The sequence below is a fragment of the Nostoc sp. DSM 114159 genome (genome assembly GCF_053470285.1).
Window position 1 is genome coordinate 6,643,771 of sequence record NZ_JBPFEH010000001.1, and the last position, 25,908, is coordinate 6,669,678.

26 protein-coding genes are annotated in these 25,908 nt (G+C 42.2%); 12 read left to right on the forward strand and 14 right to left on the reverse strand.

Annotation, left to right across the window (positions count from 1 at the left end; all coding sequences use genetic code 11):
* The first annotated feature begins 229 nt into the window (after positions 1-229).
* Positions 230-988, forward strand: coding sequence for a sterol desaturase family protein (locus ACR5KR_RS28075; protein ID WP_448268772.1), 759 nt, complete (start codon positions 230-232; stop codon positions 986-988).
* A gap of 145 nt (positions 989-1,133) precedes the next feature.
* On the opposite strand, the gene ACR5KR_RS28080 is transcribed toward ACR5KR_RS28075, so the two are convergent.
* The gene (locus ACR5KR_RS28080) at positions 1,134-1,442 is read right to left on the reverse strand and encodes a hypothetical protein (protein WP_448268773.1); all 309 of its coding nucleotides are present in this window, start codon (positions 1,440-1,442) and stop codon (positions 1,134-1,136) included.
* 357 nt (positions 1,443-1,799) lie between these two features.
* Positions 1,800-2,669, reverse strand: a complete 870-nt coding sequence (gene aroF / locus ACR5KR_RS28085) for a 3-deoxy-7-phosphoheptulonate synthase (RefSeq protein ID WP_448268775.1) — start codon at positions 2,667-2,669, stop codon at positions 1,800-1,802.
* A gap of 1,091 nt (positions 2,670-3,760) precedes the next feature.
* Here aroF and ACR5KR_RS28090 point away from each other — a divergent pair.
* A complete protein-coding gene (locus tag ACR5KR_RS28090; RefSeq protein ID WP_094347731.1) occupies positions 3,761-4,255 on the forward strand; it encodes a hypothetical protein in 495 nt (164 codons plus the stop codon).
* Positions 4,256-4,416: 161 nt separating this feature from the next.
* Here the strand turns inward: ACR5KR_RS28090 and ACR5KR_RS28095 are convergent, their stop codons facing one another.
* Positions 4,417-4,542 carry a hypothetical protein gene (locus ACR5KR_RS28095; protein WP_448268777.1) on the reverse strand — a complete coding sequence of 42 codons (126 nt, stop codon included), beginning with the start codon at positions 4,540-4,542 and terminating at the stop codon, positions 4,417-4,419.
* Between the two features lie 30 nt (positions 4,543-4,572).
* On the opposite strand from ACR5KR_RS28095, the gene ACR5KR_RS28100 reads away from it, so the two are divergent.
* The gene (locus ACR5KR_RS28100; protein WP_448268779.1) at positions 4,573-5,229 is read left to right on the forward strand and encodes a pentapeptide repeat-containing protein; all 657 of its coding nucleotides are present in this window, start codon (positions 4,573-4,575) and stop codon (positions 5,227-5,229) included.
* 379 nt (positions 5,230-5,608) lie between these two features.
* On the opposite strand, the gene ACR5KR_RS28105 is transcribed toward ACR5KR_RS28100, so the two are convergent.
* Complete coding sequence (locus ACR5KR_RS28105; RefSeq protein WP_448270067.1) at positions 5,609-7,276, reverse strand: IS1634 family transposase; 1,668 nt, start codon at positions 7,274-7,276, stop codon at positions 5,609-5,611.
* A gap of 327 nt (positions 7,277-7,603) precedes the next feature.
* On the opposite strand from ACR5KR_RS28105, the gene ACR5KR_RS28110 reads away from it, so the two are divergent.
* The 3 genes from ACR5KR_RS28110 to ACR5KR_RS28120 all read left to right on the forward strand — a co-directional run bounded on the left by ACR5KR_RS28110 (position 7,604) and on the right by ACR5KR_RS28120 (position 9,432).
* A complete protein-coding gene (locus ACR5KR_RS28110; protein ID WP_445628516.1) occupies positions 7,604-7,957 on the forward strand; it encodes a hypothetical protein in 354 nt (117 codons plus the stop codon).
* Positions 7,958-8,052: 95 nt separating this feature from the next.
* Entirely contained in the window at positions 8,053-8,928 is an 876-nt protein-coding gene (locus tag ACR5KR_RS28115) for a DUF72 domain-containing protein (protein WP_448268780.1), read from the forward strand.
* Positions 8,929-8,991: 63 nt separating this feature from the next.
* Positions 8,992-9,432 (forward strand): hypothetical protein, encoded by a 441-nt coding sequence (locus ACR5KR_RS28120; protein ID WP_448268781.1) that lies wholly within the window; start codon positions 8,992-8,994, stop codon positions 9,430-9,432.
* A 357-nt stretch (positions 9,433-9,789) separates the two neighbouring features.
* Here the strand turns inward: ACR5KR_RS28120 and ACR5KR_RS28125 are convergent, their stop codons facing one another.
* From ACR5KR_RS28125 to ACR5KR_RS28140, 4 genes are all read right to left on the reverse strand, one after another.
* Complete coding sequence (locus ACR5KR_RS28125; RefSeq protein WP_445628519.1) at positions 9,790-10,197, reverse strand: VOC family protein; 408 nt, start codon at positions 10,195-10,197, stop codon at positions 9,790-9,792.
* Between the two features lie 95 nt (positions 10,198-10,292).
* A complete protein-coding gene (locus ACR5KR_RS28130) occupies positions 10,293-10,703 on the reverse strand; it encodes a VOC family protein (protein ID WP_448268782.1) in 411 nt (136 codons plus the stop codon).
* Between the two features lie 22 nt (positions 10,704-10,725).
* Positions 10,726-11,169 carry a YybH family protein gene (locus ACR5KR_RS28135; RefSeq protein ID WP_448268784.1) on the reverse strand — a complete coding sequence of 148 codons (444 nt, stop codon included), beginning with the start codon at positions 11,167-11,169 and terminating at the stop codon, positions 10,726-10,728.
* Between the two features lie 35 nt (positions 11,170-11,204).
* Positions 11,205-11,564, reverse strand: coding sequence for a YciI family protein (locus ACR5KR_RS28140; protein ID WP_448268785.1), 360 nt, complete (start codon positions 11,562-11,564; stop codon positions 11,205-11,207).
* Positions 11,565-11,822: 258 nt separating this feature from the next.
* Between ACR5KR_RS28140 and ACR5KR_RS28145 the strand changes: the two genes are divergently transcribed.
* From ACR5KR_RS28145 to chrA, 3 genes are all read left to right on the forward strand, one after another.
* Positions 11,823-13,076 carry an RNA polymerase sigma factor gene (locus ACR5KR_RS28145; protein ID WP_448268787.1) on the forward strand — a complete coding sequence of 418 codons (1,254 nt, stop codon included), beginning with the start codon at positions 11,823-11,825 and terminating at the stop codon, positions 13,074-13,076.
* Between the two features lie 403 nt (positions 13,077-13,479).
* A complete protein-coding gene (locus tag ACR5KR_RS28150) occupies positions 13,480-13,920 on the forward strand; it encodes a beta-lactamase hydrolase domain-containing protein (RefSeq protein ID WP_445628525.1) in 441 nt (146 codons plus the stop codon).
* A complete protein-coding gene (gene chrA, locus ACR5KR_RS28155; RefSeq protein ID WP_448268788.1) occupies positions 13,917-15,137 on the forward strand; it encodes a chromate efflux transporter in 1,221 nt (406 codons plus the stop codon). Before ACR5KR_RS28150 ends, chrA begins: the two co-directional genes overlap by 4 nt.
* Before the next feature lie 243 nt (positions 15,138-15,380).
* Here chrA and ACR5KR_RS28160 read toward each other — a convergent pair whose 3' ends face one another.
* The 5 genes from ACR5KR_RS28160 to ACR5KR_RS28180 form a co-directional block, all read right to left on the reverse strand.
* Positions 15,381-16,688 (reverse strand): CO2 hydration protein, encoded by a 1,308-nt coding sequence (locus ACR5KR_RS28160; protein ID WP_445632223.1) that lies wholly within the window; start codon positions 16,686-16,688, stop codon positions 15,381-15,383.
* Positions 16,689-16,814: 126 nt separating this feature from the next.
* The gene (locus ACR5KR_RS28165) at positions 16,815-18,311 is read right to left on the reverse strand and encodes an NADH-quinone oxidoreductase subunit M (protein WP_448268789.1); all 1,497 of its coding nucleotides are present in this window, start codon (positions 18,309-18,311) and stop codon (positions 16,815-16,817) included.
* Positions 18,312-18,667: 356 nt separating this feature from the next.
* A complete protein-coding gene (locus ACR5KR_RS28170; RefSeq protein WP_448268790.1) occupies positions 18,668-19,381 on the reverse strand; it encodes a carbonic anhydrase in 714 nt (237 codons plus the stop codon).
* Between the two features lie 51 nt (positions 19,382-19,432).
* The gene (locus ACR5KR_RS28175) at positions 19,433-21,310 is read right to left on the reverse strand and encodes an NAD(P)H-quinone oxidoreductase subunit F (RefSeq protein WP_445628529.1); all 1,878 of its coding nucleotides are present in this window, start codon (positions 21,308-21,310) and stop codon (positions 19,433-19,435) included.
* Between the two features lie 369 nt (positions 21,311-21,679).
* Positions 21,680-21,865 carry a hypothetical protein gene (locus ACR5KR_RS28180; RefSeq protein ID WP_322674485.1) on the reverse strand — a complete coding sequence of 62 codons (186 nt, stop codon included), beginning with the start codon at positions 21,863-21,865 and terminating at the stop codon, positions 21,680-21,682.
* Positions 21,866-22,652: 787 nt separating this feature from the next.
* Here ACR5KR_RS28180 and ACR5KR_RS28185 point away from each other — a divergent pair.
* From ACR5KR_RS28185 to ACR5KR_RS28195, 3 genes are all read left to right on the forward strand, one after another.
* On the forward strand, positions 22,653-22,898 hold the full coding sequence (locus ACR5KR_RS28185) for a hypothetical protein (protein WP_448268791.1): 246 nt from the start codon (positions 22,653-22,655) through the stop codon (positions 22,896-22,898).
* A gap of 75 nt (positions 22,899-22,973) precedes the next feature.
* Complete coding sequence (locus tag ACR5KR_RS28190) at positions 22,974-24,863, forward strand: pentapeptide repeat-containing protein (RefSeq protein WP_448268792.1); 1,890 nt, start codon at positions 22,974-22,976, stop codon at positions 24,861-24,863.
* Positions 24,864-25,033: 170 nt separating this feature from the next.
* Complete coding sequence (locus ACR5KR_RS28195) at positions 25,034-25,567, forward strand: hypothetical protein (protein WP_448268793.1); 534 nt, start codon at positions 25,034-25,036, stop codon at positions 25,565-25,567.
* 47 nt (positions 25,568-25,614) lie between these two features.
* Here the strand turns inward: ACR5KR_RS28195 and ACR5KR_RS28200 are convergent, their stop codons facing one another.
* Positions 25,615-25,788: a hypothetical protein gene (locus ACR5KR_RS28200; protein ID WP_448268794.1), complete on the reverse strand. Its 174-nt coding sequence runs from the start codon at positions 25,786-25,788 to the stop codon at positions 25,615-25,617.
* Between the last annotated feature and the right edge of the window lie 120 nt (positions 25,789-25,908).

Below are 25,908 nucleotides of genomic sequence, written 5' to 3' on the forward strand. Positions count from 1 at the left end.
TTTTATCAATACTAATAATTTATATTTATATATGCAATAAAATTAGTTTAGTTTTTATTAACAAAAGTTAATATATATTATTTGAACTACTTGATGCTGTAAAATAAGCAGTGGATTTTGTCGATTAACAAATTAAATCTTAATTTGGTTATTTTTGGTAATGAAGACCAAAAAATTGGACATAATCAGCATTTTCATTTCACCAAATTAATCTTACGGATGGGTCTAATTGACGAATCACTCATTTTGGTATTATTGCTTTTTCTTCTTCGGCATCACTCTTGCCCGATACTTTCTGATTGCTGGCGGAGCATACTTGCTCTTTTATTTAGTTTTAGGAAAGTCTCTTGCCAACAAGAGTTTGCGTTTGAAACCGTTGATGAATTGTTCCATTAAAAATGATATTGAATTATCAGTAATCTCCACAGTAGTTTTTGCTATTTCTGGAGCATTTATGATCTCAGAGTATAATTTGGGAGCAACCCTGCTATACGCTGATATCTGGAAATACGGACTGTGGTATTTAATAGTTAGCTTTATTGCAGTACTAATTCTTCAAGATACTTATTTTTATTTTATCCATCGGATGTTTCACCATCCTAGAATTTTTAGATGGATGCATTTTGGACACCACCGTTCAGGAGAGCCAACACCCTGGAGTTCTTCTGCCTTCGACTTACCAGAAGCAATTGTACAAGCACTTTTTTTTGTCGGTGTAAGCTTCATAGTTCCCCTGCATTTCGTCACCTTAGTTGCCGCACTTATAACTATGACAGTATGGGCAGTGTTTACTCATCTTGGATTTGAGCTATTTCCCTCCTCATCTAAAAGTTACTGGATTGAAAAGTGGCTTATTGGTTCTATGCATCATTCCATACATCATCGCAAGTATAAAGTACACTACGGTTTGTATTTTACGTTCTGGGACAAACTGCTCGGTACTGAAGATCCTAATTATGAAAACGAAACCCATATAAGGGAGTTTTAACTATAGCAGGCCTAAATCATTTGTGAAATATTTTTGGAGTTGGCTGTCATTTGTTCTTTGTAATCACAAATGACATAGACGCCCTAGCGGCTACTCTTCGAGAACGCCAAGGGCGAACCCGCAGGGTAGGACAAATGACTACTGACTATTTAATTTTTGTCGAATTCTCAAGCTTGTTTGGATTCACCCAACGATTGACAAATTCGTTGTTATGTTTGTAAATCTTGATTTGCACTTGCTTGGAACTTAACTTGACTATTTCAGCAGGAATTCTTTGGATATCGCTAGAATCTGTGCGCGGCTTGTAAAGCCAAATCACTTTTTGCCCAACTTGAAAGTTGTTAGGATTGCTAGTTAAAGAAGGCGTACTGTCTGCCCAAGAGGGAAAAGCAACTGCTAAGTTAATCAAAAGTACTAAGACCACTAGAGTGATTTGAAAAAGTTTCATAATCATTGCACTTGTCTTAGGTTTTATGGGGCAATCAATCTGCTGCTCTAGCATTTAGTTATTGTCCTTCTTTTGGTTTTCAAAGTTTAAAGATCGGTATACTAAAACTTCTTTAGATGATTTAGCAAAAATTAAAATATCTACTGATTTCAGGATAAAACGACTTAGAGAATAAAATCAAATAGTCTTATTTGTTAAAACGATAAGTTAGATTTATATATAGAATGAGAACAAATGCAATCGCTGGAGTAACAAGTTGATTTTACGAAAGCGATCGCTGTTTGCCCTCAACCCAAAAGAAATATTTTGGCTGAGACATTGAAGCGATCGCCTACGGCGGTAAACAACGCTTGAAGCTGAAATTTAAGCCGCCCAAAAAATCGGGGCAGGTGATAAACCCGCCCCAACATCTGATATACTGCGCCCAACGGCTGTAGCTACAGGCTTTAAACTATCAACTAAATGCACCATATCTTCTAAAGAAAGTGCTTGACGGGCATCAGAAACAGATTTTTCTGGTTCTGGATGACATTCAATAATTAATCCATCTGCACCGCAAGCGATCGCAGCCCTAGCTACAGGTGCGACTAACTCCCGTTTGCCGACGGCATGGGAAGGATCTACAATTACAGGCAAGTGAGTTATTTGCTTGAGTGCTGCCACTGCCCCTAAATCTAGGACGTTACGGGTGTAATCGTCGAAACTGCGAATACCTCTTTCGCACAACACCACATCAGGATTCCCGTGGCTGAGGATATATTCAGCAGCCATGACGAATTCTTCAATAGTCGCTGCTAAACCACGTTTGAGTAGTATTGGTTTACCAGCTTGTCCCAAAGCTTTGAGCAAATCAAAGTTTTGCATATTGCGGCTACCAACTTGCAGCATATCAACGTGGGCGGCGACTACTTCAATTTGAGAAATTGACATCACCTCCGTAACAACTGGCATATTGTAATGCGATCGCACCCTAGCTAAAATCTCTAATCCTGACTCTCCCATACCTTGGAAAGCGTAGGGAGATGTGCGAGGTTTGTAGACACCGCCACGCAACCCCTGTACTGATGCAGTAGATAGCCTTTGGGCGACTATCTCCATTTGTTCTAAGCTTTCAACAGTGCAGGGCCCGCCGATAATTACCAGTTCTTTACCGCCGAAAGCGACTTCTTTCGAGATTTTAACGATTGTCTGGTGGTTGAGATGGGCTTGTGCAGCAAGTTTGGCATTAATCATGGTTATATTTTCCTGAAAAATTAAGTATTGGGAAAGAGGCAAGGGGCAGTGTTTCGACTACGCGGCAATTGAGCGTAGTCGAAACTCAACAACCAGGCAGGAGGCAGAAGTTCTAAAATGTTTGAATTGATTTCTCCCTTGCGCCTTTCTTTTGCATTCTCAAATAACAACAAAAAAGCCCGAAACCAAGGTTCCGGGCGCGTTCTGATTCATTGGCATGACGCTATTTACCCGGAATTTATTCTGGGCCAAAAGTAAAAGCCATAAAACCAGCTAATGAAATAAGTCATGACAATGAAATTCTCCTTAAAAAAACAAAAACCGCAGAGTTTGCTCTGCGGTTCACCGGGCGGTTTCCATTAGGAAACTTAATTCACCCCCGGTGAACCACCCTAAACCAAAAATAAAAGTAGGAATTTGTGTTAAGCATTTGCGGGCTTTTTGCTGGGAAACTTCAGAAATATACCTATCTAACGTAAACTTAGCAGGAAGAGTGGGCTTTGTCAAGACCTGCACAAACTATAAAAAAACGATAGACTCAGTACAACTCTGGGGATTAAGACTAATAACGCTTTGCACAATTCAAAATCACGCTCTGTTCTAATTGTACTAGTTGCTTATTTGCGTAGACGAAAAAAGCGGTGAGGGGGTCGCAGTCTTCTCCCTTGGCGCTAGCCTCTCCCTTTGGGAGAAGGGGAGACGCTAAGAGCGATGGCGATTCCCGTCGTTAGCGCCGGCGGCAAGCGAGCTTGCGAGCATCTTGCGATAGCGTCGGCGGCAAGCGAGTCTTCGAGCGTCACCTCCGAACCCGTTGGCGTGGTAACAGAGCGTTGGTCATTGAGTTTCGACTGCGCTCAACTACCGCGTAGCCGAAATGAGTCGAAGTGCAGCCTCTCGTAGAGAAGGGCTTGTCATTAAAGATCGCAATAGTTATATAACCTCAGAAGAAAAAGCCAGGATTGAAAAGTTAAAATATATAATTCTCCAGACTTCATCTTACGAAAGCTTATTGCAGGGAATTGACAACCGCCATACATTATTGACCAAGTTCTCATTCACCAGATCAATTTTTTAGGATCATCTGTCTCATTATGCCCAGTTCCAAAATCTTAACCCAATCTTTCGACTATTATGGAGCTTACCCCTGCCCAGTCTGTCGAATAGGTAAGATTTCTCACATGCCATTGATGGAAGCTATGGCTTGTGACTTTTGTCAAGAGATTTTTACAGTCAACTTAGAGCAACAGCAAATCAAGATGCCTTCTAGGCAACCACCTTTAACTTGGCGTTGGAATGGGTTTAGTTGGACAGAAGGCCAGTTGGAAGGCGTGGAATTAGGTTGGGGTTATGGATTAGCAGCAGCAGTTTTTATAATTCTTCCCACTACTCTAATTGGTATAGTAGCTTACTATTTTCCTGCTAATCTGAAAGAACCCATTACCTGGATGCCATATATTTGGACAATATTAACCTTCTTATCACATTTATCAATTATTGTTTGGATTTATATTGAAGTCTATCAGATTCCAGTTGCAGCATATTTTCGAGCGATCGCTCGATGGAGAAATGGAGAGATGGGGAGATGAGGGAGCAGGGGAGCAGGAAAGCAGGGGAGCAGGGAGTGAGGGAGTGAGGGAGTGAGGGAGTGAGGGAGTGAGGGAGTGAGGGGACAAGGAGATAAACAAAACTCCTAACTCATTACTCATTACTCCTAACTCCTAACTCATTACTCCTAACTCATTACTCATTACTCATTACTCAGCACTCCTAACGCCCAATGCCCCATGCCCCATGCCCAATGCCCAATGCCCCATGCCCAATGCCCCATAATCCATAACAAATGATGCAGCGTATAAATGACTCCATCACTCATAATTAAGTTGATTGTCCACCAAAATATCGTATGAGCGATCTGGAGCGGTACTATAGAATTTTGGAATTAGAGCCTGGGGCTACACTTGAAGAAGTGAACCAGGCTTACAAAGATTTAGTTTTTGTTTGGCATCCCGATCGCATTCCCAAAGACAATCTCCGTTTACAGCAGAAAGCGCAAGACAAGCTAAAAGCTATAAATGAAGCTCGTGAAAAGTTGCGCTCTCTAAAAACCAAACCTCAAACTACATTTAACTCACCTAACTCACCGCCACCTCAACAGGAAAAATCATCTCAAACAATCCAGCGGCCACCAAAGCAAAACCCAGACTTGAGTGGCAAAGACTACAGTCGGGCAAATTTGAGTAATAAAGACTTATCTGGCAGAAATCTGAGTTATGCCAATTTGAGCGGTGCTAATCTCAGCGATACTTTTATGCACAAAGTCAACCTCAGAGGTGCAAATTTATCTGAAGCAAATTTATTTCGGGCAAATCTACTTTTAGCCGATCTCAGGGAGGCGAATTTACGCGCTGCTAATTTGATTGGAGCGGATCTCAGTGGAGCCGACTTGCGAGGAGCCGACTTGACGGGAGCGCGGATTCGCTCTGGTGAGCGGCTTCTGGTTAAATTAGTTGGAACTAATTTAGCAGGGGCAATTATGCCTGATGGCTCAATTTATCAATAACTGAGGTTGCGCCATAACACCAAAACCCTTATGTAGAGACGCGATTTATCGATCGCGTCTTAAAAAACCAGTTATCCAGACTAATAATACCAATTCAATTAATGATTGCAACATATCCTTGGCTAAAGACGCGATAAATCGCGTTTCTACAAATGATCTATCCCACATTCCGCACCAGAACTGTCACAAAAGAAATGAGACGTAAATTTTGTAGCCAGTTTTTGACTCAAAACCAAACTGTGAAGGATGAAAAGTTAAAAATTAAGCCGGAGTGAGGAGTAAAATAAATCAGTATAAAAAATCCGGCAGAAAAAAGTAGAGTACTATCATTGAGTAACTCACAAAAATTGATAAAAATTATGCTTGATTAAAATGAAAATCAAATTAACAAATAGTAGCGCTGACAAGCGTTAGGAAAGAATTGTAATATCGATAATCTTTCATCACAGAGGTTTAATATTTGTGAGGCCCCATTAATAATTAATAAATGAATACCTTGAAAACATTGAAATATCCATCTGAGAGTCGGGCGGTATGTGAGTTTACCTAATTGGTTTTTTATTTTTTGATTTTGAGCTAATAAACTTTCACGTAACTGTCTTTGACCTAAAGTATAAATTAACAAACATAACCCCATAATCATTGATAATGCCTCAATGCGCTCCCTTGACTTAAGAAATATGCTGTCTGTCAAGAATAAAGGGTCTTTGAGAAACGCAAATCCTCTCTCACATGATTGTTGAGCTTTATATTCTTTAATCATGTCTGAGTGGCTGAGTTGGGATTCATGGATAACATTAGTTGCTAAAATAAATTTTCCCGAAGCGCGATTTTCTATTTCGATTGCCTCTTTATCCTCTTCTAGCTGCGCTGAAATTTGATAGCAATATTTCCAATCAGTCTGAGAGTTATTTTTGCTCTTAATTTGAGGCTTTAACTGTTTTTTAGATATTTTAATTTCAGTCAAACAATGATATTTTAATTGCTCTGATAGATGTAATGCCGCTTTTTTCGCATCTCGATGACAAGCAAATTCTTCATTACATAATTTCGTGAGCTTTTGATGACCATTTATTTGAGCTTGCTGAACACGGCGCATCAGCTGTTTAGAATCTGCTTTTTTGCGTTCTTGACTTTCAACTATCAGCCATCTTTGTTCGATACCAGCATAGTTACTAGACTTGACTATATATGAATAACCTGTTATTTCACTTTGGATGAAATTTTTGGAGTCTATTTCTAATAGTATTTGCTTAGCTAACCCCACTGTCAATGGTACTCTGCATAACCATTTGAGGTTTTTCATCAAATTCAGGTTTTCGGCACTATATAATGCGCTGTCTGCTACCATTAACGCATCTATATCAATATTTTCTCGAAAATTCACGAGAGTCTTCGCAAAAGTTTTCGTATCTGATTGATTTCCTGACGCTGCTTTTAAAAAGATGGGAATATCCCCATCACTACTACAGATTAACTCTATAATAAATTGTTTTAAGTCTGGTCTATGATCTCTTGAATAACCATAGGTAATACTTATTGGTTGTGGTGCTACTTCTATTTCTCTATTTTCATTCTCTGTGATTGTATTTTTTTCAAACACTACTTCTGGTAAGCCTGTTTCATATTCTCCATGTAGGTGCATTGAACTTGAATCCAAGTGCAATGATGACAACTCTACTCCATATTTTTTTACTGCTGCTAACGCTATTAGAGTGAAGATTTCACTTAATCCCTTCAAATATAATTGGTCTAATACTCTTCCTAATCTGTCATCGTTTAAATATTCTGGTAATATCCCTTCTCCTAACAGATGTTCACAGGCGTAGCCATCCATATATTTAGGAAACATATATAACGTTCCTGATACAAAACCTAACCCATTTAATATCATTGCTTTAACCGCCTGACCCCCACTTACCTTTTCTTGTGGGTGCTGTCCGAGTATTTTATTTATTTGGGATACCAGCCCTATTTCATCGATGATTCCTGCTACTATCCCCAGGTGATCTAGATTTTTTACCTCAATATTCAAGGGCAAATTCATTTTCACACTACATTCCATCAACTATTTTTAGTTTTTCATTCTGGGAAGCTTATGGAGTGCTAATTTTATTTATTTTTTGACTTTTACCCTGATTCTGGCTACTAACTTTGCTCCTGGATATTAATTGTCTCAATTTTTACTAAGATTCTTGATTTACTTACTGCTTTCTCTGTGTGCCACTTTTGGGTGCGGAATGTGGGATCTATTTGTCGCATTCTTTTTTCAAATTGGTATAACCCTTAACTGAAACGTATTGGTGCATAAATGACTCCTATGCAATCCAATTGAAAACTGCTATATGCCTGTTTGCTTGCCTAAAACACTACAATGAGTACGCGATCTACCGAAATAAGAAAGCAATATGCCTTTTTGCTTGCTGAATCTACCGAAATGAGAAAGCAATCAAGCATTTTGAGAAAGCAATATGTCTTTTTGCTTGCTGAATTTACCGAAATGAGAAAGCAATCAAGCATTTTGAGAAAGCAATATGCCTTTTTGCTTGCTGAATCTACCGAAATGAGAAAGCAATCAAGCATTTTGAGAAAGCAATATGCCTTTTTGCTTGCTGAATTTACCGAAATGAGAAAGCAATCAAGCATTTTGAGAAAGCAATGTGCCTTTTTGCTTGCTAAATCTACTGAAATGAGAAAGCAATCAAGCATTTTGATAAAAAATCTGTGATTTTTTTTTCACAAGTCGGGAATCTGACCTAGCTTTATCTATCCCTACAATCTGCGTGTAGAATTAAATATGATACATCGAGGCTTTTAGGCATTGTGAACTTTTTTATCGGTTGTGCTGTTTGGGCATATAAAGGTTGGGTAGGCGAACTCTATCCCCAAGGTACTCCCACTGCTGATTTTCTCCATCTCTACAGCCGTCGCTTCACCACTGTAGAAGGTAACACGACCTTTTATGCCGTGCCTAAGCAAGAAACTGTAACTCGTTGGGCTGCCGAAACACCAACAGGTTTTGAATTTTGTCTAAAATTACCACGAGATATTACCCATCAAGGATTGCTGAAACCTTATATTCCAGCTGCTTTAAAATTTCTGGAGGCGATGCGCCCTTTAGGTAAGCATCTTGGCCCAATTTTTGCCCAGTTACCACCGGGCTATGCACCTGCATTACTTGATGATTTGTCCAACTTTCTAGAAGCTTGGCCACGTACAGAAGCACCCCTAGCAGTGGAAGTTCGGCATCCCGACTGGTTCAAGGAACCCCATGCTAGTAATTTGACAGCGCTTTTAGAAAATTTAGGTGTCGGACGAGTATTGTTAGACTCGCGCCCGATTTACACTGGAGATGATGACCCCCAGTTGCAATCGGAACGGCGTAAACCGAAATTACCGTTGCAATTGAGTGTGACAGCACCTTTTGCTCTGATTCGGTTTATTTCTCATCCGAATTTATCAGTGAATCAGCCATTTATGGAAGAGTGGGTAAGGCAGATTCAGCAATGGTTACAGATGGGAGTGCGAATTTATTTCTTTGTCCATTGTCCAATAGAAGCGCGATCGCCCAATACAGCCCGTCACTTCCAACAGCTATTAGAACAGAGCGGTACACCAGTTCCCCCCTTACCTTGGAATAACCTTGAGTATCCCCCTAATCAACTCAGTTTATGGCGATCGTATTTAGTAGATAATTAGGGTTGTAATACTTTTCTGTTAAAGAAAAATTTTTTCAGAGCAGTTCTACCAAAGGAGGTTGAGATGAGTCGTCTTCTTTATGAAAATTCAGTCTCATATAAAGGATATCTCATAATTCCATTTGTTTTTGGCAAAGCCGATAATTACGAAATTTATTCGTATAAAATGCTATCTGAAATTGGGCACAGAAGCAAATTTCATAAAGCAGAAAATCCAGCAGAAATCTATGGAAGTGACGTTAGTAACATCATTGATATTGCTAAAGAGCATATCGATCGAAATTCCGAGTTTGTTCATCGGGGGGATAGTTTTAAGTCTCGCTATGTTTATCGGAACAATTTGATTATCATCTTCCAAGAAGGAGACAAATATTTTTATGACCATTATCCACCAGAGCTATTAAATAATATTGCAGCTCCAAAGTTATTCAAATCTGAATATGAATGTTTGGATTGGATTAAGCAAGGCTTTGATGGGCGACATCTGCGGCAAAGAGCTAGTTGAAGAAGGTAGGAATATTTGCATTTGTGTATTACAGCAGTTATTCGTGTATAGCAGAAGGCAGTTCTTGCTGGAGGTAAAACTATTGCTAACTCTCGCATTCACTCTTTCTAAATGTTCTAACTTGTGTGACTACGGCTATCTTTGAACCACACCTATCGTAGGGGCACAAGGCCTTGCGTCCCTACCGCGTGCCCTATTTACTTGCAGTATTATATCATGTCCGGCTAATCACTTATGATTACCGTATCTGTGCAAAAATCCCAAAAGTCTCTTTCCCCCTGCCCCCTGCCCCCTGCAAGAACTGCCCTTTAAATGATAAGTCTTCAACCGGACATGATATGATTTAGATGTCTGCAATCAACCTTGATTTATTGCGCTTGGCTCCATATAGATAATTTCCCAAATGTGGCCATCTAAGTCAGCAAATCCATGTCCATACATAAAACCGTGATCTTGCGGTTCATTGTAGGTTGTTCCACCAGCGGCGACAGCTTTGCGAATCATTTCATCAACTTGTTCTCGGCTATCACAAGATAAACACACAAGCACTTCTGTGCTTTTTGTGGCATCACAAATTTCTTTGGGAGTAAACGTCTTAAACTTTTCATGGTTTAAGAGCATGACGAAAATGTTTTCGGACACAATCATACAGGTGGTAGTTTCGTCAGTGAATTGAGAATTAAACTCAAAGCCGAGTTGAGTAAAGAACTCGATCGATTGATTGAGGTTTTTGACTGGCAGATTAACGAAAATTTGAGTACTCATGGGTTCTTCTTTTGAATTATTGCACAGTAAAGGATTGGCGAAAAAGTGCTGAGGTTTTACTCTAGGGAAGACGCCTATAAGCGCCTCCCCACAAGTCAAGCAGTTTTCTGGCAATTGACCATCCACGGAATACCGAATTGATCGACCAACATCCCAAAGCGGACAGACCAAAAGGTTTGATCGATCGGCATTTTCACTTTTCCGTTTTCTGCCAGGATATGAAAGATGCGTTCTGCCTCCCCTGGCTCGTCAACGCTGATTTGCACGTAAAAGCCTTGGGGTGTTTCAAAATATCCAGGCGGACTGTCAGACCCCATCAAGAGGCGATCGCCCAGATCGAGGCAGACGTGCATGATTTTGTCATGCCATTCGGCAGGTATATGCTCGGCTGAGGGCGCATCTTTGTGGGTCATCATCATGACAATTTTGCCGCCAAGACAGTGTTCATATAACTTGAACGCTGCCTCACAGTTGCCGTTGAACATGAGATAAGGATTGAGTTTCATTGCCTTGGCTCAGTAGATTGGGCTATGGGTTTAAGGTGAATACAGCTTGAGAAGTCTCTGGATCGAATGGAACCGAGAGATGTTCGTGTAATATCTGCCATTCGCCTTGATTTTTCTGGCAGACAGAGGTGACGCGCATCCAGGTCTGCATTGCCGGATGGTCTTGGCTTCCTGTGAAGCGAAATAGCCAGTGTGCAACCGCAAGGTCTTCACTAGCGGTAATCTTCAGGTCTCGTGTTTCAATCTCAAAGGTGTCGGGGAAGTAAGGCAAACATTCTTTCCACACTTGACTCCAAGCATCTTTTCCTTGGGTTTGGAAAGGAGGTTTAACATCGAAGACGATAATCTCGTTGGCATAGTGAGACATGATTTGCTCAACATCCTTGGCGCAGATGGCGCGTTGTTGCTCGGCAATTAGTTGGCGAATCTGAACTTCGTTAGTGGCGATCGCGTTTTTAGTTGTCATTGTCATCTCTCCTTTTGGGTTGAGGTTGAGTGCAGTTACGAATTTTCTGGCAAGCCTGCAACTTCAATCACAGGTCGAATTTCAACGGTGCCGACGTGCGCGCCTGGAATCCGCGAAGCGATCGCGATCGCTTCGTCGAGATCCTGAGCATTAATCAGAAAAAAACCGCCCAATTGTTCGCGAGTTTCTGCAAACGGCCCGTCAGTTATTAGTGGTTTGCCGTCGCGCACCCGAACGCTGGTTGCAGTTGCCACAGGGTGGAGTGGGGCGGTTGCAAGATATTGCCCCTTCGAGTTGAGTTGTTGTGCCAGCTGCGCGGATTCAACATAACAATGTTCCCGTTCGGTTTGGCTCAGGGCATTTTCCTCCAGGTAAATCAGCAGCAAATATTTCATCGGGTTGCCTCCTTTATTTCCCGTTGTTACTTCCCTTTGTTAATAAGTCGAACGGTGCTGACTCAAATCGACACTCCGCCAAAAATTTTTATCCTTTAGTACGATCTGGGTATACCTCCCTTGTTTCCCTTTGTTAGTAAGTCGAACGGCGCTAACTCAAATCGACACCTCGCCAAAAATTTTTATCGAAGAAAAGAGAAAAACCGCCCCCTGCCCCCTGCCCCTTGCCCCCTGCCCCCTGCCTCCTTCAATTCAGGTATGATCCCAAACGCAAAAACAGACGTAAAACAAGCGATCGCCTCCCTTTACCGGGCTGAATGGGGGCGGATCGTCGCCATCCTCATCCGTTTGGTGGGGGATTTCGATGTAGCTGAAGAAGCGGTACAGGAAGCCTTTATCGCCGCCGTGAATCAATGGCAATCGAGCGGCGTGCCCGATCTCCCCCGTGCGTGGATCGTCAAAACAGCCCGATACAAAGCCATCGATCGCCTCCGACGGCGGACACGGCTGACGGAAAAATTGGAATGGTACGCCGCCTCTGGGTTAATCCCAACCCGCGAGGAGCCAACTTACGATACAGACGAAATTCCAGACGATCGGCTGCGGCTGATCTTTACTTGCTGCCACCCAGCACTGGCGATCGAGGCGCAGGTTGCTTTGACGCTGCGGCTGCTGGGCGGACTTGAAACAGACGAAATTGCGCGGGCGTTTCTCGTGCCCACGACAACGATGGCGCAACGACTGGTACGCGCCAAACGCAAGATTCGGGATGCAGGTATTCCCTATAAAGTGCCGGACACAACCGATCTGTCTGTGCGGGTAGACGCAGTACTGACGGCGATCTATCTGATTTTCAATGAGGGCTACGCGACGACTAGGGGCGAGACGATGATGAGGGCTGACCTCTGTACAGAAGCGATTCGGCTGGCTCGCCTCGTAAGGACGTTGATGGCACCGCAACCGCCCTCAGAAGTGACTGCACTCTTGGCGCTGATGTTGCTGCACGACTCCCGACGCGATGCCCGTTTGGATGAGGCAGGCGATCTGGTGTTGCTCGAAGATCAGGATCGCAGTCGCTGGAATCAACAGCAGATTGCTGAGGCGCTACCGCTCGTGGAAGAGGCATTGCGGGGCGATATTGGTTCGTTTGCAGTGCAAGCAGCGATCGCGGCACTACATTGTCAAGCAGCACAAGCAGAAGAAACGGACTGGTTACAAATTGTCCGCCTCTATGATTTGCTTGAGAGCTTGCAGCCCTCGCCGATTGTGTCGCTGAATCGGGCGGTGGCGATCTCAATGATAGAAAGTCCTCAGACAACCCTCGAACTCATTGATCGGCTTGCTCCCCAACTTCATGACTATCATCTATTTCACGCCACCCGTGCCGAGATGCTGCGCCGCATCGGAGCTTCAGCGTCAGCCGCAGAGAGTTACGCGATCGCGCTTATGCTGGTTACAAATGACAGCGAACGCCGCTTTCTGGAGCGCCGACTGCGCCAAGTTCAGCCTTAAGGACAGGGGAATTTTACCAAGAAGCGAGCGCACAGTGAAGATACATACAAATCTAAAGACTTTATTAAATAGCTACCCAGGTAAAAATTGGGTAGTTCTCCGCTATCTTTAAGCAAGCGATTCAGGGATAATTAATTATATAGAAAAGCGCTAGCACAAATTTTAGGCTGGCATTTAATAAACCGCATATAAAGCAAAGCCCTGAACTTTTATCAGGGCTTTTTAAATTTAAGTAGAGCGATCGCAGCCTTTTGAGTCTGATTATTTCGTTGAAGCGATCAATTATATATATAGTAGTCAAGGCATTTGTATTTTAGGCTAAAGCACCCTACAAAAATTGCTCTATAAATAATCTACATAATAAACTACGATAAAGCTATCGAAAATAGTGTGTTTAAAGATTATGAGCAACACTAAAAAAGTTAGTCACGACTTGAGCGCTGCTCCCCAACTAACTTCTGAAGAGTTAAAACAGGCAGCCCAAGAGGGATTTAAGTCAGTGCTGAACCTGCGTTATCCCGATGAAGCTGGTTTTCTCAGTGACGAGCAGCAGCAAGCTGAAGCGGCTGGACTGCAATATGCTAATGTGCCATTAAAGCCTTCAGAAGCAAATCAAGAGCAAACAGAGTTAGCAATTCAGGAGATTGAGAACTTACCCAAACCAATTTTAATTCACTGTGCTGCTGGAGCAAGGGCTAGTGGTATCGCCTTGATTGCCAATGCTATTAGTGAAGGTTTGACTTATGAGGAAATTAGTCAGAAAGCGCAAGAGCTTGGTTTAAATTTAGAACAACCCCACCTCAAGCAATTCTTACTTGAAAAGTATATTGCCAAGCAAAAATGACTAACTCAGCACCAAGTCGTTTGGGTGAACTCGCCAACCTGTTTTTTAAATTGGGCGTCATCGGCTTTGGGGGCCCGGTTGCTCATATTGCCATGATTGAAGATGAAGTGGTTAAGCGGCGTCAATGGTTGACAAGGGAGCATTTTCTAGATTTGCTGGGCGCAACTAACCTAATTCCTGGGCCAAATTCCACAGAAATGGCTATCCACATAGGATACATTTATGCAGGATGGCTGGGGCTGATTGTGTCAGGCGTCTGTTTTGTCTTACCTGCGGTTTTAATTACTGGTGGGTTTGCTGGGGTTTATGTTGCCTACGGTAGTCTACCCCAAATTGCTCCTTTACTTTATGGGATTAAACCAGCTGTTTTAGCAATCATCATCAATGCCCTGTGGGGCTTGGCCAAAAAGGCTGTGAAAACTCGCCAATTACTAGTAATCGCTTTCGCTGTGGCATTGCTGACATTGTTATTCAAATTAAATGAAGTAATTGCCCTATTAATTGGGGGATTGCTGGGGATGGTTTGGTTACATTCTGGCGATAAACACGATAAACCAGGAGATAAAGCCAATTTTCTCATTGCTAGTCTTAGCACAGGTGCGACTTTGAAAGCATCTGCTGTACTTGCTACATCGGTAGCTACTGCATCAACTGTCGCCAACGTTTCTTTATGGCAGTTGGGTTGGTTTTTTCTGAAAGTTGGTAGTGTCTTGTTTGGTGGTGGCTACCTTTTGGTGGCTTTTCTGCAAGGGGGATTAGTTCAAGAATACGGCTGGCTGACACAACAGCAGTTATTAGATGCGATCGCAATTGGTCAATTTACCCCTGGGCCAGTACTTTCCACTGCGACGTTTATCGGTTATGTGATTGCTGGCATACCTGGCGCAATTGTTGCCACAATCGGAATTTTTCTACCTTCCTTTGTTTTCGTTGCTGCCCTAAATCCCCTAATTCCACGCTTACGAGCTTCTTCTTGGACTAGAGCATTTTTGGATGCTGTGAATGTTAGTGCTGTAGCGTTAATGGTTGTGACTACTCTGCAACTGGGGACAGCGACTTTAACATTACCACAAGCCCCATTTGTAGATTTTCTCGGTTTGGCGATCGCGATCGTCTCAGCCATTTTAGCCATTCACTTTCGCATCAATGCTGCATGGTTAGTCTTTGGTAGCGCCTTCATTGGCTGGGTTGCTTCCCTCTTGGGCTACACTCGATGAAATTGTAAGTATTTGAAATTACTCATAGCTATTAGCTTTACTTTAGACTTCTTGGCATTTGTCGGGGTAAAGGGCAAGGGGGAAAAGGGTAAAGAAACTCAAAATCCTTTCCCTTTAACCTTTACCCTTTACCCTAAAAGTGCAAAAACATATTTTTGCAAGAGGTCTATTATACACCTGGGATAAAAGAATGTAGAGACGTAGCAGTGATACGTCTCTACAAAGGTTTTAGATGGAGATATTTTAGCGATAATCTTGACTTTGAATGCTCCTTAAACGAGCAGCATCACGAATATTGTAGTCAGCACGGGTAAAGCGATTTAGCTGCATTTCAAAAAAGTCTCGATTAGCTTGTAAATGCTTGGGATTTTGGTCATCTAATGGATATAAAAGTGCAGTTCGCAAAGCTTGAATTACGGCAGAAGTGACACAGTACATTGAGCGTTGAAAACTCACTCCCAACTGAATCAACATATCTTCTTCACCGCGGCAATGTTGGCTGTAGTAATCAACAAGATATGGTGGTAAAAAATGCAGCATATCTTGCATTAATAATGTCGGGGGAATGCCAGCAGTACCCACTGGGAATACATCAGCGTAAAGAATACCATAGTGAAAATCTTTTTGGTCTGCCGGCACTTGACCCGCTTGAGCATTATAAGATTTTGTGCCTCTAAAGGGTGCAGTGCGGTAGAAAACTGCTTCTACATAAGGTAATGCAGCTTCGTATAGCCACATGAAACCCTTAGATTTGGGGATAATTTCGTAGCATTCACCACGAATATAAACGTGATGGTAAATGGGACGACCTGCGATCGCAAATATACCATTAACTATGAAGCTCATCGCCTCTGGGACGCTGCTAATGGTACCTTCGTCATAGCGATCGGACATTTCAAAGAATACTGGGGCCATGATTTCCCAGAATAAGCCCAGATTAGCGTAGTATGACATCTGGCGGCACTGTTCCAAAAACATATCGGGGAACAGCTTGTAAAGCCCCAGCATCACGGGGTTCCCTTGGAAGTAAGCTTTAATTGCTCTATCGGCGTTGGCTTTGTATTCGTCTGAATCGAGGTAAGGGTCAAATTGTCCACCCATCCCTCTGTGCCACAACATCGCCCGCATACAAGCTTCCGCAAATTCCATGTTAATGCGATCGTGCAACAAGTGATGCAACAACTTTGGCATTTTGAAAGTTTCACCCTTTTCCAGAAATGCCAAAAGTTCTGGATGTGCAGTGGCTTCGCCGCGCCAAATTCGTAAATCGGCATCATCACCAGCATAATGATTATGCCGTTCTAAATACTCTTTGGGTAAGAAGTATTTAAAAAAGGGAAGCGGGTTTAAAAATTCGCGTTCGGCAATATAAAGTAGGTCGCGCCAGTAGAAATCCATCGGTACAGCATAAGCTTTGTATAAACCGATGATTTGCATCAAATTTTCTGGAGTATCGGGTAACATTGCACCGCCAGCTTCTAAGCGGTGAATTACTTCGGCAAATTCATGTGTAGAAGGAGGTAATTTAATCGCTGTTTTAATTGCTGTCATGGTATTGATAGAGACGCGATTTATCGCGTCTGGGGGATAGGTTTTGAAACGCAATTTCTCGCGTTTAGGGGGATAGATTTTGAGACGCGATAAATCGCCGTCTCTACAAGTGTTTCGATGTATTTTTTATTTCAGGGCGACATCAGAGATTACGGTTTTTTCCAAGGGGGGAATTGCAGCCACCATTGTTGTAGTTGTGGATTCACTCCAACGCACTAACCAAGTGGGTTGTACTCCTAAAAAGATGATGAAAACTGCCAAAATTAAAGCGGGGATTTTTTCAGGCCACAGAACTTTGGGATAGTAAGCGAAGTTATCGAGTCTGCCAAAACAAGTGCGGTTGAGGAGGATGACAAAATAAACTGCGGTTAATCCACTAGCGACTACACACAAAATTGTCGGGATGGGAAAGATAGAGAAACTACCTTGAAAGACGAGAAATTCGGCAATAAATCCTGTTAAACCGGGAATACCTGCGCTAGCCATTCCGCTTAAAACTAATAAAGCGCTAATTAAGGGTATACCGCGTATAGGACTCATTAAACCGTTGAGTTTATCTAACTCGCGTGTACCGACTTTGGCTTCTACAACTCCTACCAAGTGGAAGAGAATCGCCAAAATAATACCGTGGCTGAACATTTGGGCGACTGCACCCACAAGTGCTAAGGGAGTACTAGCGGCACCAGCTAGCAAGATATAGCCCATGTGACCAACGGAACTGTATGCTACCATGCGCTTGATATCTTTTTGAGCGATCGCAATTACTGCCCCATAGATGGCGCTGATTGCTCCCCAAATTGCTAAAGTCGGTGCAATAATGCTCCAAGCATGAGGAAACATACCCAACCCAAATCGCAACAATCCATAAGTTCCCAGCTTTGCTAACACGCCACCGAGAAGAATGGCAATTGGTGCTGAAGCTTCAACGTAAGCATCGGGTAGCCAAGTATGGAAAGGAATTAAGGGAATTTTAATCCCAAAACCTAATACTATTCCTGCTAGTAAAAGGATTTGCTTTGTTGTTGAGAGGTTTTCTGTAGAGACTGCATCAAAAGCAAAATTGGTAGAACCACTAAGCCATACCATACCCAAGAATGTTGCCAGAATTAAGGCTCCCGAAACAGCAGTATAAATCAGGAATTTCATTCCAGCATAAGCCCGTTTTGCCCCTCCCCAAATGGAAATTAGCAAATAGAAGGGGATTAATTCTAGTTCGTAAAATAGGAAAAATAGCAACAAATTCTCTGCTAAAAAAGCACCTGCGACTCCTCCACTAACTAATAAAATCATGGAGTAGAATAGCCGGGGACGTTCAGTTTCTTGACTACTGCTGTAAATAGCAATCCAGGTGAGCAGGCTATTTAACACCAACATCAAGATAGAAAGCCCATCAACACCTATTTGATAGCTCAACCCAAGGGTTTCATTCCAAGGTAAATACTCTTTAAATTGCATTCCTGGATTGCTGATATCAAATTTTAGTAGGATAAACAGGTTCCAGAATAGAACTATTCCCGAAAATATTAATGCTATTAAACGAATGCGATGCTTCGGTATACTTCCAGGTAATATTGCTATGATAATAGCAACAAAAATCGGCAGCCAAATCAAGACACTTAACATGGGAATTTTGTCCTTTGTTCTTTGTCACTTGTACTGAGCAAAGTCGAAGTATTTGTCATTTGTCATTTGTCATTTGTCCTTTGTCCTTTGTCCTTTGTCCTTTGTGACTCAATACGTTTCAGTTAAGAGAATAGTAGGTTGGATTGAGCCTATGCGTTACCCAACTAAAGTCTCGATAAATGTTGGTTTACTTTTCTTTTTTAGAGACCTACGCAAATAGGAAGCAAGCTAAGTTGTTCAATCCAAGATACATCAGTAGAATTTTCAGGCTTAACTGAAGTGTATTGCTTTATGATTTACTCTTAGCCAATGACTAATGACTAATGACTAATGACAAAGGACAAAGGACAAAAAAGCTAACTTACTAAACTGATTCTTCCAGTATCTAAATCGTAATAACCACCGACTATTTTCAGTTTTTCTGCCTTGATTAACTCAGATAAAACTGTCGATGATTTCAACTTTTCAACTTGTGCCAAAATATTTGCTTTACAAGCATTTTCTAACTTATCTCCTGATTTATCTTTTGAGCTTTCTACACTCGGTTTAATAGCTTCAAGCAAACTTCCAATTCGCCCTGGTACTGAAGCACCTTTAATTGCCGCCTCTACTGCACCGCATCTTTCATGCCCCACGACCATAATGACTTTGGTACCTAATACTAAGCTACCAAATTCTAAACTACCAATTTGCTGTGTTGTGGCAATATTACCAGCTATCCGGCAGACAAATAAATCTCCAAGTCCTTGGTCAAAAACAATCTCTGAAGGAACCCGTGAATCTGCACAACCTAGAATAGAAGCAAAGGGCTTTTGACCTTTGGCAATTTCGACTAAACGTGATTTAGTTTGGTTAGGATTGCGCCGTCTTGCTTTAACAAACCGATCGTTTCCATCTAATAACTCTTGCAATACTTTGTCAGGTGTAAGATCCTCTGGTGCTGATTTAGTTTCGGCTGCAAGTAAGTTGGAACCCAGTCCGGCTGTCAATACACCTGTACCGATCGCACCTGCACCAAACTTCAATAAACCTCTTCTAGAAACATTGATTTGGGGATATTGTCTGCTCATGAAATTCTCCTCACCATATTAAACTGCCGACTTTTAGTAGGATAGTAACTGCTATCCAATTGTCGAGATTTGAAAAACCAAATTTAAAAACTGCATTCCCCAAAATTGCCAAGTTACCCACATTCCTAAAAGACTCACTCCTAGAAGCACAGTAAATGCATAAAATTGGGTTTGTCCAGAGTTGCTGTATTTTAGACCTTCACCACCTAATAGCGAAAATAAACCAACGAAGTTAACGATGCCATCAACTACGAAGCGGTCAATCATATCGGCAAGTTGGGAAATTTTGGCAACGCTGAAAATAATCGTCATTCGATAGATATTGGGCGTATAAAAATCGTATGCGATTAAGTCTTGTAACCCTTTCCAAGGCAGACGAATCGGTTTGGGAATCTTGCTGAAATAAATCACACCAGTGATACTGCAACCGAAAATACTTGACCAATTTAAAAGTAGTGCGACATCTTTATTTAGGCTTGCCCAATCTGGTAAAAGTGATAAATTTTGCAAGATGAAAGGCAGATTGAGACTAAAGCCAAGTAGAATCATCATCGGCAGAACCATCGGCCAGTGAGCTTCAGGCGATCGCTCTGTCATTTGTGTAGCTTTCCCGCCAAAAACTAAAACGAATTCTCTGGTTAAACTCACAGCTGTCAAAGCATTTACCACGATGATGATTCCGACTAACCAAGGTTGAGTTTCCCATAACCCATCTGCTAATTCCATCAGTGCCCAAAAGCTACCCAGTGGTGGAAAACCAATTAACCCCAAACTGCCGACAATAAAAGCAATTCCAGACATTGGGCGACGTTTCCACAGTCCACCCATTTGGGTTACGTCTTGGGTGATGCTATTCCAGATAATTCCGCCGGTACTCATTACCAATAGTGCTGCGGATATGGCGTGGGTGAGAACTAATAATAGTGCTGCTTCGTCTTGTTGCACTCCCACGGCGATGAATATTAAACCCATGTATGCGCTGACAGAATAGGATTGGCAGCGTTTCATATCGATTTGAGCGATCGCAATTAAAGAAGCACCCAGCGCTGTCACCGCACCAATGGCAACCATCGCTGAGGAAGCTATGGGCGAGATGGTTAACACCGGTTGCAATTTAATCAGCACCCATGCACCACTAGCTACTACTACCGAGTTCCGCAAAATCGTACTGGGAACCGGGCCTTCCATCGCTTCATCTAGCCATAAATGCAGGGGAAATTGGGCACATTTACCCATCGGCCCAGCAATTAAAGCTAAACTTACCAGCGCCATAGTTGTCGGGTTGACGTTAGCAGTAGCCGCCCATTGGGCTAATTCTGTATAATTCCAAGTTCCAGCTAAAGGCCATAATGCCAACACGCCCATCAGCAAGAATAAGTCTCCCACCCGCTTGGTTAAAAACGCGTCTCTTGCACCGGAAACTACCAAAGGCTGGCTAAACCATAAGCCGACTAGTAAATAAGTTCCCAGCGTCAAGATTTCCAGAATTACATAGCTGAAGAACAAGTTATTACACAAAGCAAGGGCACATAATCCCGCTTCAAATAATCCCAACAACGAATAGAAACGTCCCCAACCCCAATCCATTTCCATGTAGCCGATCGCATAAATTTGCGCCAGCAAGTTCATGCCAGTAATCACAACCAAAGCGCTGATACTGACTGAGGATATATCCAAAGCAATGGTTAAGTCTAAACCAGCCGTAGATAACCAAGGAATAAATACTTCTTGGGCTGGATAATTCCAAGTTGCTTGTAAGGCGATCGCACTATGTACAAACGCCAAAAATGTCATCACCAAGTTTACATAACCCGCCGGTCTTGGCCCTGTTTTCCGAATGATCCCTGGCGACCAAGGCACGGCTAACAAGCCACCTATTAAGGCATAGCACGGAACAAGCCAAACAGTCTCTAGTAGAAACTGAGCCATTAACTCACCTCTAAGATTTAGATCAAAAATTATGGGTTTTTAGTCAACTGGCGTTGATCCCAGTTAATCCAGCGATGATCTACGATGGACGACGCCTACGCAGAACATACAAATTTATGTTTATTTAATTTTGTTAAAAACAGCTTACCGTTATATCTGTCAAAAGGGAATTAGTTAATTAAATAAATTTAAGATAATAACTCTAATTATTTCTTATATAAGCAACTATTTCAACAAGGAAAAATAGGTATTTATTCTTATCTATGCATCGCATGAGGGATCAATCAATAGTTATCATTAGTTTTATCAATTTATATAAATGACAAGAGACGCAATCAATCGCGTCTCTACGAATCGACTAAATGTAATTTATATTTTGGTGATTTTGTCAACCTGCCAGTGAGAGATAGTAATGGCAGGTGGTGAGTCAACTTGGCTGATGGGGGCGGGTTTCATATCTCGGTAGTCTAGCAATTGGACTACGATGAGGTAGGCGATCGCTAAAATGACCGAAATCGCACCTGTAAGAATAGCAATTAATTTTGAACGTTCCATCAGTATTTCCTGTAATGCAAGTTATTATGCAGTGCCTATATCCACATAATAAACTTGGCTATTGTTTCTGGGCGTGAGCGAACCGCAGTTTCGCAGATAAAATATTAACAACCTGAAAGCGACATTGAGCGATCGCCATGACAACGAAACAAGCTATCTTTGACGCAATAGAACAACTGCCAGAGCAGCACCTAAGAGGATGTATAAGAAGTATTAAATATTTCGCTTGATCCCCCTAGCCCCCCTTAAAAAGGCTACCGTGTATACACAAGTCAAAAAAAGTTTGATTTTCCATTGTTCTTTCGTTTGTCTCGTTCTCATGCTCTGCATGACAATGCTTCTCGTTGAGGCTCTGCCTCCAGTCAGATATTGAGTCAGAGACTCAATGAATGCATTCCCAGTCGAAGACTGGGAACGAGGAAAGTCTTATCAAGCTAGGTTTTTAGGACTTGTGTATACACCGTAGCGATATATTGGGGGGAAACAAGAAAATCTAGTTCCCTCCCCTTTCTAAGGGGAGCCACTGCGGTCTTGGGGTTTCCCCAAGTGGAGGAGGCAGTGCGGTCTTGGGGTCTCCCCAAGTGGAGCAACTGCCGTCAAGTGGCGTGAGGGTTAGGGTGGGGTAAAACCCAGATTTATCAGCTATTTCAAACTTGTGTGTACACCGTAGACTAGCGTTGGAGAGCAAAAATCAAAGCCTCTCTCCTTTTAGGAGAGAGGTTTGGAGAGAGGTCAAAATATTAAGTTGCACATCGCACTTTAATAAAAAAGTGCAATAAATGAGCCTTTGAAGCTCAATGTTGACCTTCTGAGCCTCAATGTTGACCTTCTGAGCCTCGAAGTTGACCTTCTGAGCCTCGAAGTTGACCTTCTGAGCCTCGACGTTGACCTTCTGAGCCTCGACGTTGACCTTCTGAGGCTCAATGTTGACCTTCTGAGGCTCAATGTTGACCTTCTAAGCCTCGAAGTTGCGGCTTTTATCCTCGAAATTGCACCTTTTATCCTCGAAGTTGCACCTTTGAAGCTCAACTAACAAATATATCTAACCATTCCTGAATTTACAGGGGTGAGCGTGTAGTAAAATTTGCTCACCTCCGTAAAGTGGAACATGGCTTTAGACTACTCCGGTCAAAATCTCCGAGGACGCAACTTCAAAGGACAAGACCTTGCGGGTGCAAACTTTAGCTATGCCGACATCCGAGGGGCAAACTTCACCAACGCTAATTTGAGAGGGGCGAATTTCAGCCATGCCAAAGCTGGACTGCAACGCCGTTGGGCAATTGGTGCAGTATTAGTAACAGGCTTATTGGTTTTATCCGCACTATCAAAATCTGTAATTATAGCTTTACTAATAGCTTCACTGGTAGTTATCAGCATAGCTATGGTTGCTTCTAGATATAACTGGGCTGTTGCTCTGACTGCAAATCTGGTTTTAACTATAGCTGGTTCTATAGCTTTCGTTTTGGCTTTGATTATCTCAGCAATTGTAACTGGCTCTATATCTATATTTGATGTTGTTTTTGCTGGGAGTGTGCCAGTTGTTTTAGCGTTTTTAGGGTTTATATACTTAGCTGTAGTTGGCTCTAGAGGCGCAATTATATCTACAGCTAGAGCTAGTGTTGAAGCTGGTATTGTGCCTTTTTCCATAGCAATAGCTGACGAGTGTTTAAAGACTGCTATTACTAACACGGGTGGTACAAGTTTTGGCAAAGCTGATCTAACAAATGCTAATTTTACTGCGGCAACGCTGAAAAACACTAATTTTGCATATGCTAATGTAACTAATACTTGCTGGTTTCAAGCTAAAAGACTTGATCGTGCTCATGTTAGTGCAACTTATCTTGAAAAACCACAAGTACGCAAGCTAGTAATTACAAGACAAGGACAGAACAAAAACTTTGACCGTCAAAACCTGCGAGGTGTGAACTTACAAAAAGCTAACCTAGCAGATGCCAGCTTTATTGGCGCTGACCTCAGTGAAGCCAACCTGCAAGATGCCGATTTGTCAAGAGCAAAACTGAAGCAAACGCAACTAGACGACACAGATTTAACAGGTGCAACCCTCACCGGCGCGTACATTGAAGATTGGGGCATTACAAATACAACTAAATTGCATGGGGTGAGGTGTGAATATGTCTTCATGCGCTTACCCATCAAAGAAGACCCCGACCCCCTCCGCAAACCCGATCATAAACAAGAGGTATTTGCAGACGGCGAGTTTGCCGACTTTATCAAGCCAATTTTTGATACCCTCGACCTTTACCACAATCAAGGCGTTGACCCCCGCGCTATTGCCATTGCTTTCAAAAACCTTGCCGAAAACCATCCCGAAGCTCAGTTAGAAATCGTCGCAATGGAGAAACGCGGCGATGATAAAATCTTGCTCAGAGCCAAAACCGCCCCAGGTAGCGATAAATCTCAACTGAGTGCCGAATATTTTGATGACTATAATCAACTCAAAGCCTTATCGCAGAGTCAGCAATTATTACTGGTAGAAAAAGATAAGCGCATTATTAGTTTAGAAAATATGGTAGAAACTGCTCTCAAGCAGCCAAAATTTTATACTCAAGGAGATACAAATATGTCAGATATCAGCGGCATCAGTATTCAAGGCAGCAGTAATGTTAGCGGTATCGCTGGCAATAATTCTATTGCTAATCTAGGAACCATTAGCGGTAACGTGAGTATTGCCCTCAATGAGTTACCTGATGCAAGCGATGCCGAGAAACCAGGAATCAAAGAATTATTATCGCAATTGCAAGATGCAATTATCCAATCCACATATTTACCAGAAGAAGAGAAAGCCGAAGCGCTAGAACAGGTGAAAGCTTTAGCAGAAGCGGGGAAAAATCCTCAAGAATCCACTAAGCAGAAGACGGCGAAAACTGCAATCACCATGTTGAAAGGAATATTTACAGGCTTACCTGCTGTTGCTTCTCTGGTGGAAGCGGGTAATAAATTATTGCCTGCGATTTCTAAACTGTTCGGTTTGGGATAATTTAACGTGAGTTTACAATTTAGCTCTCATTGGCAAGACACGCGACGCCGAGTAGCCCGTCGCAGACATCGCCTTTTTTAATCAGGCGTTAACCAAAATTTACCAAAAATGTTTCTTGTTTCTGTATATGTTTCTAAGTAGGTTTCATAAATTCTTTACTACTGTTTCTCATGAAAATTCGTAAAACTTTGCTTGGATTAACAATTGGTGTACTTTGCACAGCGAGCATTTTGGATATCTGGAGCATTCAAAAAGTCAAGGCTGGCTCTGTCGATACCAATTCTGAACTGAAAGTTTGCAGCAAATTTGTCGCTGGTACATACCTCGTGACAATTAAAGATAAAACAGGAAAGTTTGCTTCACGCGCGCTGATCGCTCTTACTGAAGAAGGCAACTTGATTAGTAGTGACTCAAATCAAGGTGGTGTTACGGGTCAGTTTGATCCTTTTACCACATCTGTGGGTACTTGGGCGTGTAATGGAAAGAAGGCGATTATAGGTAGGGCACTCAACTTTAGTCTTTCAAACAAGGGCGGTAGCGGTATTGCAAGAAATGATTATAAAGCTACTTTTAATCCGATAACTCAAACAGTAGAAGGGACAATTGAGCTTCGTCTGTTTCCTCTACAAGGGAATCCACTACAAGGTAATGGACAAAATGGTGGGTCATTCTTCTTTACAGGTCAGCTTGTAACTGCTAAATAAGATGAGAAGTTAACTTAATATATAGCGTTATTAGTGCGATCGCTTGCCTATTTTCTTAGAGGATGGCGATCGTACTCTTGCATCCTTATACCATTTTGGATTTTAGATTTTAGACTTCGGCTCCTTTCGACTTCGCTCAAGGCAAGTCGCTCAGTCGAACGATTTTGGATTGTGAAACATCCATTGGATAAATGTTTCAGTTTTCCATCTGTCGCAATCATTTTTCACGCTTGATATTACATCTGTGCGCGAAAACTCCGCACCCACACCACAGTTAGTTAAAGAAAATTAACAGTCTTTAGGCGTCCAAAAATAATTAATCAAAGATTGAAATTACCTAT